General features: G+C 68.6%; 10 protein-coding genes. All 10 read right to left on the reverse strand.

Annotation, left to right across the window (positions count from 1 at the left end):
- Positions 1 to 96: 96 nt before the first annotated feature.
- The 10 genes from G3N64_RS12435 to G3N64_RS12480 all read right to left on the reverse strand — a co-directional run bounded on the left by G3N64_RS12435 (position 97) and on the right by G3N64_RS12480 (position 14,933).
- A complete protein-coding gene (locus G3N64_RS12435) occupies positions 97 to 2,958 on the reverse strand; it encodes a sugar-binding domain-containing protein (protein ID WP_205784222.1) in 2,862 nt (953 codons plus the stop codon).
- A 70-nt stretch (positions 2,959 to 3,028) separates the two neighbouring features.
- Positions 3,029 to 5,704: a glycoside hydrolase domain-containing protein gene (locus tag G3N64_RS12440; RefSeq protein ID WP_241020914.1), complete on the reverse strand. Its 2,676-nt coding sequence runs from the start codon at positions 5,702 to 5,704 to the stop codon at positions 3,029 to 3,031.
- 450 nt (positions 5,705 to 6,154) lie between these two features.
- Positions 6,155 to 7,342 (reverse strand): beta-propeller fold lactonase family protein, encoded by a 1,188-nt coding sequence (locus tag G3N64_RS12445; RefSeq protein WP_205784223.1) that lies wholly within the window; start codon positions 7,340 to 7,342, stop codon positions 6,155 to 6,157.
- 127 nt (positions 7,343 to 7,469) lie between these two features.
- Positions 7,470 to 8,972, reverse strand: coding sequence for a M81 family metallopeptidase (locus G3N64_RS12450; RefSeq protein WP_205784224.1), 1,503 nt, complete (start codon positions 8,970 to 8,972; stop codon positions 7,470 to 7,472).
- Entirely contained in the window at positions 8,969 to 10,258 is a 1,290-nt protein-coding gene (locus G3N64_RS12455) for a Zn-dependent hydrolase (RefSeq protein WP_205784225.1), read from the reverse strand. The genes G3N64_RS12450 and G3N64_RS12455 overlap by 4 nt, the downstream gene beginning before the upstream one ends.
- Positions 10,259 to 10,292: 34 nt before the next feature.
- The gene (locus G3N64_RS12460; protein WP_205784226.1) at positions 10,293 to 10,994 is read right to left on the reverse strand and encodes an ABC transporter ATP-binding protein; all 702 of its coding nucleotides are present in this window, start codon (positions 10,992 to 10,994) and stop codon (positions 10,293 to 10,295) included.
- Entirely contained in the window at positions 10,991 to 11,758 is a 768-nt protein-coding gene (locus G3N64_RS12465; protein WP_027792116.1) for an ABC transporter ATP-binding protein, read from the reverse strand. The genes G3N64_RS12460 and G3N64_RS12465 overlap by 4 nt, the downstream gene beginning before the upstream one ends.
- Complete coding sequence (locus G3N64_RS12470) at positions 11,755 to 12,798, reverse strand: branched-chain amino acid ABC transporter permease (RefSeq protein ID WP_205784227.1); 1,044 nt, start codon at positions 12,796 to 12,798, stop codon at positions 11,755 to 11,757. Before G3N64_RS12470 ends, G3N64_RS12465 begins: the two co-directional genes overlap by 4 nt.
- Complete coding sequence (locus tag G3N64_RS12475) at positions 12,795 to 13,655, reverse strand: branched-chain amino acid ABC transporter permease (protein ID WP_039355129.1); 861 nt, start codon at positions 13,653 to 13,655, stop codon at positions 12,795 to 12,797. The genes G3N64_RS12470 and G3N64_RS12475 overlap by 4 nt, the downstream gene beginning before the upstream one ends.
- A 69-nt stretch (positions 13,656 to 13,724) precedes the next feature.
- Positions 13,725 to 14,933, reverse strand: a complete 1,209-nt coding sequence (locus G3N64_RS12480) for an ABC transporter substrate-binding protein (protein ID WP_205784228.1) — start codon at positions 14,931 to 14,933, stop codon at positions 13,725 to 13,727.
- Positions 14,934 to 14,991: the final 58 nt, after the last annotated feature.

A 14,991-nucleotide genomic window follows, 5' to 3' on the forward strand; every position in this document is an offset into this window, starting at 1 on the left:
GCGAGCCGGCCAGCGGCACGAAACCCACGCCGTGCGGATTCACCCGGTGCGTCAGCGGCTCATTCGCGCTTGCGCGACACCACGCACACATCACCGTCAGCAGGCCCCGAACGTCGGCACCGCCGGATCGACCGCCAGCGCGCGCTCGTTGAACACGACCGGCACGCCGCCGAGCCCCAGCCGGCAGTTCGGGCGATCGAGCCGCCACCCGTCGACGCGCAGCGCGACACGCGACACCGGTGCGCCGCCCGCATGCGGCAGGTCGATCGCGATCTGCCGCTTCGCGCCCGGCACCAGGTTCAGGTAGTTGTCGCTGTAGAACGCGGGCAGCACGCGCGCGCCGGTCGACGGATCGAACACCTGCAGGTGCGTCATCAGCGCGACGGTCGAACCGATGTTGGCGACGTCGACCGTGATGCGCGTCGTCACGTCGTCGGCCTCGGCCGACGATGCGCGGATCGCGACGGCCGCGCCCGGCATCGTGTCGAGCGACGTGTACGCGGTGTCGCCCCCGTCGCGCTGCCGCCAATAGACGTTCTCGGCAAGCGTATTGCCGCCCGAATCGGTCAGCGCGAGCGCGACGATGCACACGTCGGACTGCGCGGCAGCCAGCGCCGGCGCGAGGTTCGCCACCACGCGATACGACGCCTTCGCGACGCCGCCGACATCCGCGGTGGCCCGGCTGTTCAGCGTGCCGTCGAGGTTGTACACGCGCATCTCGACGCGGCCGGTGACGGCCGCCGCCGTGTGATTCGCGATCGTCACGTCGGCCGTGCTCGCATCGAGCATCGCATTGACGCGACGGCACCCGTGCTGCACCGCGAAGAACGACGCGTGTTCCTCGAGATCGTGGCTGTACATCTGCCATACGAAGCTCGGCTGCGCCGGGTTCGTCATCCACATGATCACGCCGGTGGCCGGCGACGTGATCTTCCCGGCCACCGGGCCGATCATCACGCTCGCGTTCGCCTCGTAGATCGAGCGGATGCATTCGTAGTTCATCATCTGCGCCTTGCGCACGAAGTCCGCGAGATTGCGGATCGCGCCGTAGCGCAGCGCCGTCATCGCGATGTAGCCGGCGCCGCCCTGCTTGCCGACCGCGGGGTAGTACGCACCGTTGCCGTTCATGTCGCGATAGGCCCAGAAGTCGTCGGGGCATTCGTACGAGCCGGGCGGCAGCATCGATTCGACGAATTCGAGCGTCGGGATCGAATGCGAGCCGACTTCGTTGTGAAACGCGACCGACGTCGTACCGTAGCCACGACTGAACGCGGCCTGCGGGGATGCCCAGTTGTACGGGCCGCCGGACGAATAGCCGTTCACCGCGCCGGCGCCCGTATCGCCGGCCGAACTCGTGAGACACAGGCGTTGCGGGTCCAGCTCGGCGACGAGCGCGTCGAGCCCCTTGACGAGCGCCGGCGGCGGCGAACCTTCATTGCCGCCACACCAGAGCAGGATCGACGGACGATGACGGTGGCGCGCGATCACGTCGCGGATGTTGTCGAGATCGCGCGGCACGTTGGCCGGGCCCGACCCGTCTCCTTCCGTCGAGAAAAAGAAATCCTGCCAGACGAGGATTCCGTAGCGATCGCATGCGTCGAAGAAATCGTCGCTCGTGCTCTGCCCGTTCCAGTTGCGGATCAGGTTGAGGTTCGCATCGCGATGCAGGCGCACCTGGTTGAACAGCCGTGCGCGCGGAATGCGCTTCAGCGCTTCGTCGAGCCCCCAGTTGCCGCCCATCACGAGGATCGGCAGGCCGTTCACGGTAATCGCGAGCTGCTGGCCCATGCCGATGTCGCGCGCGTACTCGATGCGGCGCAGGCCGACGTTCAGCGTGCGCTCGTCCGAGCGCCTGCGCGCCACCTCGATACCGACCTTCACCGAGTAGAGATTCGGCTCGCCATACCCGTTCGGCCACCACAGGCGCGGCTGCCTGATCGACAGCGCCGCGATATCCGACGACGTGAGCGACACCTTCGTCGTCGTGTTCGATGCCGGAATCGTGACGTCGTGGCGGAACGGCGCACCGTTGCCGATGGTGCCGACGACGGTCGCGACGAGGTCCGCGCCGGAACCGTTGTCCAGTTCGAGATCGAGCCGCAATTCGGCGCGCGACAGGTCGGTGGACAACGTGTGCGCGACGTCGATCGCCGCGATACGCACCGCGCCGGTCGTGAACCATGTCACCGGCTGCCAGATGCCGAGCTCGCGATCGGGGATCGTCGGCAGCCAGTCCCAGCCCGCCGAGCAGAAGAACGTCGGCCCGTTCTTCAACGTGACGCCGGTCGGGCCGCCGTTGCGCCCGCCGCGCGTGACGCCGCTCTTGTAGCTCGGCACCAGCGGCCCTTCGGAGAAATCCAGCTTGACGACGCGCACCGCGAGACTGGCCGCACCACCCGCCTGCGGCACGAGCCTCGAGATGTCGAACGCGCCCTGCTTGAACGCGCCTTCCAGCCGGCCGACGAGCGCGCCGTTCAGCCAGATCTCGGCGCAGTAATTGACGCCGCCGAAGCGCAGCCACAGCCGCTGCCCCGGCCGCCGTGCCGGCGTCGCGAAGGTCGTCCGGTACCAGTAGTCGGTGTCTTTCAGCGTATCGGGAAGGGTATCCGTGACGATGCGGCCGTAGAACGGATCGGGATACTTGCCGTTGACGATCATGCTGTTCAGCACGGTGCCGGGCACCGTCGCCGGTGCCATGCCCGTCACCCCGGCCGCGCCCGACAGTTGCGCACCGCCGGCGCCCGGCAGGCTGCTCGCCGATGCGAACGTCCAGTTCGTGGCGAGTTCCTGCGCGGCCAGCAGGCTGTGCGCCGGGTCGCTCGGCACGGCGGGGGCGACCGTCGCCGGGCCATCGGCGCCCGACGCCGGATCGATATCGCCATTGCAGCCGGCGAGCCAGCCCGTGCCGACGAATGCGGCGCTGTAGGACAGGAATTTCCGGCGCGCTTTCGATTTCATCTTGTCGTTCTCCCGGATTACGTCGTTTCGACCGGCGCGCAGGGTGGCCCCTGCGCGTGCCCGCTTGCGTTCATCGCGCGCCGGCCTGGCGCACGCGCATCGCGGTGGCCGACCCGCCGGCCGTCATCTGCGTGTAGTCCGCGTTCGGCCCGGACGGCGGCGTCAGGTTGTCGGCAGCGGCCCATTGCGTCGGCGTCGCGGACAACGCGTAGCTCATCGTGCCGCCCTTGGCGATCTTGCCGAGCGGCAGCCATGACCCCGCGTAGTCCGCGCCATTGACCTTCAGCGACTGGATATACGCAAACGACGGGCGCCCCGAACTGTCCATCGCGACCTGCCTGTCGCTCTCGAGCCGCAGCGTCTTGCCGTTGCCGAACCAGACGGTGATCCCGCTGAACTGCGGCGTGGACAGCGCGAGCCCCGCTTCCGACGGAATCACCGGGAACATGCCGAGTGCCGCCCACACGTACCAGCTCGACGTCGCGCCCATGTCGTCGTTGCCCGGCAGCCCGTCGCGGGCGGTCGTGAACGACTTCGACATGATGATCGGGATAACGTACTGTGCGCCGCTCGGCTGCCCGGCCCAGTTGTACCCCCACGGCGACTGGAACGACGGTTCGTTGCCGATGTACACGTTGTTCGACGATTCCCCGCCGTTCAGGTCGGCGGAGGTCGGCACGGTCGAGAACGGCGTCGTGATCGCGAACAGGTTGTTCAGCCGCGCAACGGCCGCCTGCTTGCCGCCGATCGCGTCGATCAGCGCGCTCCAGTCCTGCGCGAAGGTCCAGAAGTAGTTCGGTTCCGTCGATTCGTGGAACGCGCCCTGCACGAGCGTGCCCAGCGTGCCGGGCGCCGAGCCGGCCGGCGGCGCGTTGCGCGCGGCGATCACCTTGTTCGTGTAGTCGAAGATGTTGCGCCACCACCCGGCGCGCGTGTAAAGCGTGCCGATGTTGTCGGTCGTCACGCCGACCGACGGCGCGTTCAGCACGCTGGCGGGCAGCGCCTGCAGGAACGCAGCCGCGGAACGGTCGCTCAGCACGCGCTCGAGGGTCGCCGACGACGAGTGACCGCCGTCGCTCTGCGACAGGTAGTGGGCCGTCAGGAAATTGGCGAGCCCCGCTGCGCTCGTGCGGTCGTTGCACGCGCTGGACGGATCGAACACGGACTGCTTCGTCAGGCGGGCGGCCGACACCAGATCGAAATCGGTCGCGCCGAACTTGTACGCGCCGGCAATCACGTTCAGCGCGTTGTCGCCCGCCATCGGCGTCGAGTCGTCGCTGCCGTCGACCCAGTGCGGGAACGCGCCGCACTGCGACGCGTCGACGACGAGCGACTGCATCATGTCGCTCGATTCTTTCGGTGCGAGCAACGCCAGCAACTGTGCCTGCGACCGGTAGGTGTCCCACAGCGAGAAGCCCGTGTAGTGGTTGCCCGCGCCGCCCTGCGATCCGTCGGCGCGACGGAATGCATAGTCGCCGACCCTGGCCGTCGCGCGCGGCGGTATGGTGCCGGTCTGGTCGACCGACTTCGGATAGCTGCCGTCCGCGTTCCTCGGCTGGCGCAGGCTGCGGAATTCGCCGTTCGTGTCGCTGTAGAGCGTCGGCGTGCCGAACACGCGATAGAGCGCGGTATAGAACTTCGTCAGATTCGCCTTCTGCGTGGCGTCCAGCAATGCGGGCGTCGCGGCCTGGTCGATCTGGATCGTGTTGAGCCGGTCGTTCCACAGGCCGGACGCGTGCTTGCGTGCGTCGTCGAACGCGAGCTTCTCACCTTCGGCTTTCAGGTTGGCCTGCGCATTCCTGACGCTGACGGACGAGATCCCGACTTTCACGGTGACGGTCCGGTCCGCGTCGGTCAGGTCGAACTGCAGCGTCGCCGCGCCGTTGCTGGCGGTATTCACCGCCGATGTGCCCGACTGCTTGCGCAGCGGCTTGTCGAAGGTCGCGTAGAAATACACGGGCGCATTCCACACCGTGCCGTACGGCGTGCAGAACGCCGGCGCGACGGCCTGCCCGCTCATCGACTTGCCGTCGCTCGCGAGCGCCAGCGCGACGTTGTTCGCGGTGACCTTCGTGCTCCCCGAATCGCTGTTGCCGTTCAGCTTCGCATCGATCGAGAAGAAGCCCTTGTCCTTGTTCGTGTACGTGAAGCGCGCGAGGCCGGCGCGCGCGGTCGCGCTCAGCTCCGTCACGATGCCGTTCGCGAGGCGCACCTTGTAGTACCCGGGTTCGGCCGTTTCATCCGCGTAGCGGTACCCGATGCCGATCGGCCGGCCGCCCGATGCCACGGCCGTCGCCGCGTCGGTCGGCAGCATCGCGACCGTGCCCTGCCCCGGGCACCCGACACCGCTCAGGTGCGTCACGCTGAAGAAGTCGATCGTGCCGCCCGCCCCGCCCGACGACAGGTAGCCGCCCGAGCCGTTGAAGTTGTAGCGCGGCGTGTTCGGCCCGACATTCACCATCCCGAACGGCACCATCGCGCCCGGGCTCACGTTGCCCGCGTAGCCGGAATCCGCGTTGACCTGTGTGCCGATCAACGGATTGACGAACTGCGTCAACGGCAGGTTGGTGCGCTTCGGCGGAGCCGGTTGATCCGGCTGGGACGGCCCCGAGGTCGGCGGCACGGTCGACGGCGTGTCGACCGTGCCATTGCTGGCGGCCCTAACACCGTTCACGTCGTCTCCGCCACACGCGGCCAGTGCCGCGCAAGTCAGTGCGGCGACGAGCAAGAGTCGTGGATGTTTCATTTTTTCGTTTAGTACCGTTAATTAAAACGATTGATCCGGCGCCGACGCTCATCCGGCACGCCGCCTCGCTTACGGCCCTGCGCAGCACAGCGATGCCGCGCGGCGCGACGTCGACTGGCCCTCCAAGCGACGTCACGCTGACTTGTCCCATGCGAACATCCTGCGACGGTCGTTGCTGCCGCAACCGTCGTCTCCACCGCCCTGCATCCGGCAATATCACCCGCTTCCCAGGGGCTTACAGTGCCGCAACGACTGTTTATTCACTACGAGAAGTTTCCCGAATTTTCAGTTTGTTTAACTAAACAATCCGGAGTTAACTGGCTTTGGGTACACATTCCCGCCCTTTGTTGCGTTGCAACGGCGGCGCACAGGAGGTGTGCTTTGACGGGCGCCCGGCGAACCCGGGCGCCGCATGAACGGGCGGAACTGAACGAACGGATGCGGTGCGCGTCAGCGCGGCAACGTCCGCAACGAAGACGGCCCGCCCGTCAGCGCGATCCGCTTGCCCGTATCGCGCAGCTTGCCGCCGTCGATCGAATAGAGCGCGAGCTGTCGTTCGACGTTGAACTGCACGATCACGTGCCGGCTGTCGGCGGTAAACACGAGGCCTTGCGCAGCTTCGCCGCCCGGCACCTCGCTCACCTTCACGGCCTGCCCGTCGCGGATCTCGAACAGCAGCACCTTGCCGATCTTGTGGCGGCCCGGATTGTCGGCCGTCAGGTTCGAGCCGTCCATCGCCTGCACGGCGATCCACTTCCCGTTCGGCGAGATCGCGACGCCTTCCGGCAGCGACGGCACGTTCAGGTACTGGACGGTGCGGAACGGCACGCGCGACACGTCGATCAGCGCGACGGTATCGGCATCGCCCGCAAGCGTGCCCGTATAGCCCGGCAGCCCCGCGAGCCCGACGTTGCTGACGACGGCCCAGCGGTTGTCGCTCGACACGTCGATCGTGTAAGGCGCGACGCCCGTGCTCAGGCGCGACCCGCTGTCGGTCACCTTGCCGTCGTCGACGTTCAGCACCGCGATACCCTGCTCGTCGCGCAGCGACACGAGCGCATGCTTGCCGTCGTGCGTGAAGCTGATCCCGGCCAGCCGCTTCTTGCCGATCTTCAGGCTGCCGTCGAGCGTCACCTGCGTGCCGTCGATACGCAGGATCGATACGCTGCCGTCGACGTTCGCGACCAGCGCGAGCTTGCCCGAGCGGTCGATCGCGATCCCTTGCGGATGCGTGCCGAGCTCGATGCGCGTGATCGACGGCGGCGCGGCGTCGAGACTCACAACCTGCAGGAACGTGTCGAACACGAGCTGCTTCGCGGCCGTGTCGTAGCGCGTCGGCGCGCCGACGAGCGCGAGCTTGGCGTCGGGCGTGATCGCGACGGCCTGCGGCGGGCCCTGGATGCCGTTCTCGACGTCGACCTGCAGCGCGACCTTCGGCGGGAACGTGCTGGCGTCGAGCAGCGTCAGCGTGTCGGCGGGCGGGGAAGCGAGATAGGTGTCGCGGCCCTCGACGCGCTGGTACTTGCCGTCGTTGCCGGACACGATCCAGTCGGCGGCGTGTGCGGCGACGGCCGTCGTGGCGAGGGTCAGCGCGGCGAGCAGGCGCGCGCTGCGCGGGCGGAAATGATTCGAATGCATGGCGGTCGGTTCTCCGGATCGGTTGCGGACGCAATGGATGGCTCGACCCTGCTGCTCGACGGGTCGATGCCATCGCATGATGCCCGAAAGCCGGCGAATCCGGTGTCTCGCGCCCGGTTCGTTTCCGTCAACCCGTCCGCCGCGCGCCAGGCGGCCACTCGCCGACCGCGTCGAGCGGATACACGGGCCGCGCAAGCCGCGCGTAGCGGAACAGCCCGTAGTCCGAACCCGTCACGCCGCGGCTGTCGCATTCGACCAGCGCGGCCGCGATCGGCACGAATACCGGCCGGCAATACATCCGCGACTTCAACAGCAGGAAGCGCGCGCGGCGCGGATCGATGCCGACGCTCTCGAACACGCCGAGATCCCACGGCTCCTGCGTGCGTTCGGTGATGACGAGCGTGGCCGCGCCGATATCGAGCACGGCCGTGCGGCCCATGTACGCGCGCTGGCCCGTGTAAGTCGGCCCCGTGATCACGTATTCGCCGTCGGTGAGCGCGCGCACGACGCCGGTCGCGCGAAACGGCTCGCGCCGCACGCCGCCGTGCGACGGCAGGCGGTTGCCGACCGGCACCGTGACGGTCGCGCCGACACCCGCGTCGATCAGCGCCGCGACGGCTTGCGGGTCGCACAACGGCCCGCTGACGATGCCGTCGAGCCCGTGCGCGAGCGCGGCCTCGAGCAGATCCATCGTGTCGCACGGGCCGCCCGACATGCAGTTGTCGCCGTGATCGAGCATCAGCACGGGGCGATCGGCGCCGCGCGCGAGCGCCGCGGCCTGCACGACCGATTCGGCGAGCGGCGCACTGCGATAGACGAACGCGTCGCGTTCGTCCCAGATCTGCCGCGCGATGCGCTCGGCCACCGCGTCGGCCGCGGCCCGGTCGCCATCGGCCACGACGACGACGCTGATGCACGGCGCGGGAATGTCCGCGAGCGAGAAGACGGGCAGCACCGATACCGCGAGCATCCCGTCGGCCTCGGCCGCGCGCGCGGCCGCCACCGCGCGTTGCATCGCGCCTTCCGCGCTCGCGCTGCGCAGCGTCGACGCCATCAGCGGCGGCTGCCGCCACGCGAGCACGCGCCGCGCGCGGCCGTGCAGCCGGTCGAGCAGCACGCGTGCCGCATGCTCGCCCGTCTCGACCATGTCGACGTGCGGATAGGTCTTGAAGCTGACGATCACGTCCGCGTGATCGACCATCTTCTGCGTGACGTTCGCATGCAGGTCGAGCGCGACCGCGATCGGCGCGCCGGGCAGCGCCGCACGCACGCGTTCGAGCAGGTCGCCCTCGCCGTCCGCGCTCTGCTCGGCGACCATCGCGCCGTGCAGGTCGAGCATCACCGCGTCGCAGCCGGGCGCTGCCGCGACGATCGCGTCGCAGATCGCCGCATACGCGTCGGCCGCGACAGGCCCGCTCGGGTTCGCGGCCGCCGATACGGGCGTCACGATCTCGGCGCCTTCACGCTCGGCCGCGTCGAGGAACGCGGCCATCGCGGTGCGCATCCCGCGATTCGCGCGATATGCGTCGTCGCCCCAGTCGGGGCCGTTGCGGCCGAACGCGGCCAGCGGCGTCGGCACCGGCGAGAACGTGTTGGTCTCGTGGTTCATCCGCGCGATCAGGATCTTCATCGTGCGCGGCCCTCCGCGATCCCGGCGGCACCCACCATCGCGTGCAGCAACACGTTGCAGCCGGCCTCCAGATGCGCGGGATCGGCCTCCTCGATCTCGTTGTGGCTGATCCCGTCCTTGCACGGCACGAAGATCATCGCGGCCGGCGCGACGCGCGCGAGATACACGGCGTCGTGGCCCGCCCCGCTGATCACGTTCATCGACGACAGCCCGAGCGCGCTCGCGCCCGCGCGAACCTGCTCGACCAGCGTCGCGTCGAACGGCTGCGGCGGGAAGTACACGACCTGCTCGACGTCGATCGGCATGCCGGCCGCTGCGCCCAGGTCGGTGCACGCCGCACGCAGTTCGGCATCCATCGCCGCCAGCGTCGCATCGTCGGCCGCGCGCAGGTCGACGGTCAGCGTCACGCGGCCCGGAATCACGTTGCGCGAATTCGGGTGCACGTCGACCCAGCCGACCGTGCCGCGCCCGTGCGGCGGGTGCGCGCACGCGATCGCGTTCACCTTGCGCACGAGATCGGACGCGACGAGCAGCGCGTCGCGCCGCAGCGCCATCGGCGTCGGGCCGGCGTGCGCCTCCATGCCGTGCACGGTCACGTCATACCAGCGCTGCCCGAGTGCACCCTCGACCACGCCGATCGTCGTGTCGTGCGCCTCCAGCACCGGGCCCTGCTCGATATGCGCTTCGAAATACGCGCCGACCGGATGCGCGCCGCGCCCGTCGTTCGCATCGCCCGCATAGCCGATCGCCACCAGCGCGTCGCGCACCGACACGCCGTCGCGGTCGCACTGCGCGAGCGCATGGTCGAGCGTGAACGCGCCCGCGAACACGCCGGAGCCCATCATCACGGGCACGAAGCGCGAGCCTTCCTCGTTGGTCCACACCGCGACCTCGAGCGGCGCCTGCGTGCGCACGCCCGCGTCGTCGAGCGTGCGCAGCACTTCGAGACCCGCGAGCACGCCGTAGTTGCCGTCGAACTTGCCGCCGGTCGGCTGCGTGTCGATATGGCTGCCCGTCGTCACGGGCGGCAGGTCGTCGCGTTCGCCCGCGCGCCGCGCGAAGATGTTGCCGATCGCGTCGACGCGCACCGTGCAGCCAATTTCCTTCGCCCATGCGGTGAACAGGTCGCGCGCCTCGCGATCGAGTTCGGTGAGCGCGAGGCGGCACACGCCCCCCTTGTCGGTCGCGCCGATCCGCGCGAGACGCATCAGGCTGTCCCACAGCCGCGCGCCGTCGACGCGCAAGCCGGACGCCGCGACGCCCGGTGTCGAATCCTGAACTTGCATCGATGGAATTCCTCGCAATGAAAGGGCGCGGCGCTTACGCGACGCCGACGCCCAGGTAACGGTCCTTCACCTCGTGGTCGGCCACGAACGCCGCGTTGCTGCCTTCGTAGACGATCACGCCCTGTTCGATCACGAAGTGGCGGTCGGCGAGCTGCGTGCACACTTCGAGGTTCTGTTCGACGAGCAGGATCGCGACGCCGGCCGCCTTGATCTGCTTCAGCTGCGCGACGATCTCCTCGACGATCACCGGCGCGAGCCCTTCGACCGGCTCGTCGAGCATCAAGAGCCGCGGGTGGTTCATCAACGCGCGGCCGATCGCGAGCATCTGCTGCTCGCCGCCCGACAGCTGCGCGCCGCCGTTGCGGCGGCGCTCCTTCAGGCGCGGGAAGATCCGGTAGATGTCGTCGAGCTGCCACGGTGAATCGCGGCGCGCGCCGAGCCGCAGGTTCTCCTCGACCGTCAGCAGGCGGAAAATCCCGCGATGCTCGGGCACGAAGCACAGGCCGCGCGCGGCGATCCGGTGCGCGGGCTGCCCGGACACCGGCCGGCCCGCGAACGTCACCGTGCCGCCGGTCGGCGCGACGACGCCCGCGATCGTCTTGAGCGTCGTCGACTTGCCCGCGCCGTTGCGGCCGAGCAGCGTCACCGTCTCGCCTTCGTTCACATTCAGCGAAACGCCCTGCAGGATGTGGCTCTTGCCGTAGCAGGCATGGACTTCCTTCACGTCGAGCATCATGCGCGGCCTCCCGTGATCATGTTGCCGAGATACGCGCTGCGCACGCGCTCGTCGCCGCGAATCGCATCCGGCTTGCCTTCGACCAGCACGCGGCCCTGCTGCATCACCGTGATCGTGTCCGAGATGTCCATCACGATGCCCATGTTGTGTTCGATCAGCACGACCGTGTAGTCGTCGCGCAGGCCGCGGATCAGCGCCTTCATGTCGTCGAGATCGTCGATCCCCATGCCCGACGTCGGCTCGTCGAGAAAGATCGCGCGCGGCCGCGCCGCCAGCGCCATCCCGACTTCGAGCCGGCGCTGCTGGCCGTGCGACAGCACGCCGGCCGCCGTATCGGCGAAGCGCTGCAGGCCGAGCCGCTCGAGCACGTCGTCGACGATGCCGTCGTGCGCAAGCGCACCGCGCGGCGGCGTCCACGGATTCAGCGCGCGCCGCGATTCGACGCCCTGCGCGGCGACGCGCAGGTTCTCGCGCACGCTCAGGTTCGGAAACAGGCTCGTCACCTGGAACGAGCGCGCGATGCCGCGCCGCACGCGCTTGTGATCGGGCTCGCGCGACACGTCGTGACCGTCGAACAGGATCGAGCCCGACGTGATCGGCAACGTGCCCGTCAGCGTATGGAACAGCGTCGTCTTGCCCGCGCCGTTCGGCCCGATCACCGAATGCACGGTGCGCGGCATGATCCGCAGATCGACACCGCCCAGCGCCGTGAACTTGCCGTAGCGCTTGACGATGCCGCGCGCTTCGAGAATCGCTTCGCTCATTGCCGCTCCCCGGTCGTCGCTTCCGTGCGTCCGCCGCGCCGCAGCGACGCCGCGACGCGTTCACCCAATCCCCACAACCCGCGCTGCATGAACAGGCTGACCGCGATCAGCACGAGGCCGAGCAGCAGCAGCCAGCGCGGCCACAGCGTCGACAGCCAGTCCGCGAACAGCACGTAGAACGCCGCGCCGAGCACCGACGCGAACAGGTTGCCCGTGCCGCCGATCACCGTCATCACGAGGATCATCTCGCTCGTGTGATAGTCGATGTTCGACAGCGGCGCGATGCCCGTCATCAACGCGTGCAGCGCACCCGCGAAACCCGTGACCGCACCCGAGATCACGAACGCCGCGAGCTTGAAGCGCTTCACGTCGTAGCCGGCCGCCGCCGCACGCGCCTCGTTGTCGCGGATCGCGAGCAGCGTACGGCCGAACACCGAGCGCGACACGCGCAACAGCAGCCAGAACACCGCGACGAACAGCACCGCGACGAAGCCGTAGTAGCGCCACGGCGAATCGAGTGAAACGAGCGGGTGCCCGAACATGGACAGCGCGGGGCGCGGGATGTCGAGCAGCCCGTTGTCGCCGCCCGTGACGTCCGGCGTCGTGTAGGCGAGAAAGTAGAACAGCTGCCCGAACGCGAGCGTCAGCATCACGAAGTAAGTGCCGCGCTGCCGGATCGAGAACCAGCCGACGAGCGCGGCCGCGACCGCACCGAGCACGGTGGCCGCGACCAGCGCGGCAGTCACCGATGCGACGCCGTGCGTCAGCACCCGCCCCGCCGCGTAGCTGCCGAGCCCGAAGAAGATGCCCTGCCCGAACGACAGCAGCCCCGTGTAGCCGAGCAGCAGGTTGCAGCCGAGCGCGGCGAGCGCGAACACCAGCACTTCGGTCGCGAGCGAGCCCGAGCTCAGCGCGACCGGCAGCACGCACACGACGGCCACCGCGAGCCACCCTTCCGGCCGCCGCAGTGCGGCGCGCCACGGCTGCGGGCGTGACGAGGCCGCCGTCCCGGGCGGCAGCGGTTTCGACGATTCGATCATGCAGCCCTCCCCAGCAACCCGTTCGGACGCAGCAGCAGCACGGCCGCCATCGCGACATAGATCATCAGCCGCGCGCCTTCCGGCCACAGCGTGCTCATCAGGCTCTGCACGATGCCGACCAGCAGCCCGCCGACCAGCGCCCCGAGAAAATTCCCCATCCCGCCGACGACGACCACGACGAACGCGACGCCGAGCGCCTCGATGCCCATGAACGGATCGACGCCGCGGATCGGCGCGGCGAGCACGCCCGCGAGCGCCGCCGTCGCCGCGCCGAGCGCGAACACGAGGCTGAACACGCGCGTCACGTTGATGCCGAGCAGCGACACCATCTCCGACGATTCGCTGCCCGCGCGCACCGTGCTGCCGAGCCGCGTGCCTTCGAGCACCCACCACAGCAGCGCGGCGAGCACGGCCGTGAACGCGATCACGAACAGCCGGTATTTCGGGTAGACGAAGCCGCCCCAGATCACGACGCCGTTCAGCGCGTCGGGCGGCGGCACGTTGTCGCCGAGCGGGCCCCAGGCGAGGATCGCGCACTCCTGCAGCACGAGCGCGAGCCCGACCGTCGCGAGGATGTGGAATTCGTGCTGCTGCGCGTACACGTGACGCAGCACGAGCTTTTCGACGCTCCACGCGAACGCGCCGACGACGAGCGGCACGACCGCGAGCGCGACCCAGAAATTCGCCGACCATTGCAGCGCCTGGTAGCAGAGATACGCGCCGAGCAGGTAGAACGCGCCGTGAGCGAAATTCACGAAGCGCAGCAGGCCGAACACGATCGACAGGCCGACGGCGAGCAGGAAATACAGCATGCCCACGCCGATGCCGTTGACGATCTGCAGCAGATAGACGTTCATGGCTTCCGTGTCAGAAAGGAAGGTAACGGACGTCCGCGGCGCACGACGGCCGCGGACGCATGCACTGCGTCACGCGAGCTTGCAGTTCGTCTTGTCGACCGGCAGGAACGACTGGCCCGAGCTGACGATGTCGGCGTAGTCGTCCGCGTTCTTCATCCGGCTCTTCGGCTTGCCCTTCAGCAGGTAGTAGTTCTTCAGCACCTGGTGGTCGCCCTTGCGGATTTCCTCCGGGCCCGTGAGGCCGTCGTACTTCATGCCCTCCATCGCCGCGACGACCTTCTTCGGATCGGCGCTGCCGGCCTTCACCATCGCGTCGACCAGGATCTTCGAGCAGATGTACGAACCCGCGAGGCTGTAGTTCGGGTTCGCCTTGAACGCGGCGTTCGCGCGCTTCACGAGGTCGCGGTTCAGCGGCGAATCGATGCCGTGCCAGTACTGCGCGCCGAAATACACGCCGTCGCAGATGTCGGGCCCGAGCGCCTCGAACTGCTCGAGGCCCGACGCCCACGCGAGCAGGATCGTGCAGTTGCGCTTCATCCCGAAGCTGACGGCCTGGCGCAGCGTGTCCGACGACTGCGAGCCGAAGTTCAGGATCAGCAGCACGTCCGGCTGCGCGGCCGCCGCGTTCGTCAGGTAGCCGCTGAACTCCTTCTCGGCAAGCGAGTGGTAGCTGTTGCCGACATGCTCGATGCCCTTCTCCTTGAAGACCGCCTTCGCGGCCGACAGCAGGCCGTCGCCGAATACGTATTGCGGCGTGATCGTGTACCAGCGCTTCGCCTTCGGCAGCATCTGGGTCAACGGGCGCACCGTCTGCTCGATCGCGCCGAAGGTCGGCACCGACCAGCGGAACGTCGCGGCATTGCAGTCCTTGCCGGTGATCTCGTCCGCGCCGGCCGTCGTGATGAACACGCCGCCCGCCTTCTGGACTTCCTTGCCCATCGCCAGCGATTCGGACGACAGGATGCCGCCCGCGAAGAAACGCACGCCCTTCTGCTGCGCGATCTCCTGCACGCGCCGCACGGCGGTCGCGGGCTTGCCCTCGGTGTCGAGCGCCGTGTAGGCGAGCGGCGCGCCGAGCACCTTGCCGTATTGCTGGACGACGAGCTGCATGCCGAGATCGGCGTACTTGCCGTTGGCGGCGAACGGCCCCGACATCGGCACCGGGCACGCCAGCTGGATGGATGAACCCTGCGCGAACGCGGCACGGGACGACATGCTGCCGAGCGCACCCGGCACGGCCGACAGCGCGGCCAGTTTCAACAGTTCTCGGCGATTCAAGTTGACGCTCCTGATAAAGGGGGACACACGCGATGCGACCGACTGCCAAACCGTGCCC

Origin of the sequence: Burkholderia sp. Ac-20344 (genome assembly GCF_017104975.1) — a bacterium.
In the GTDB taxonomy this organism is placed as follows: Bacteria; Pseudomonadota; Gammaproteobacteria; order Burkholderiales; family Burkholderiaceae; genus Burkholderia.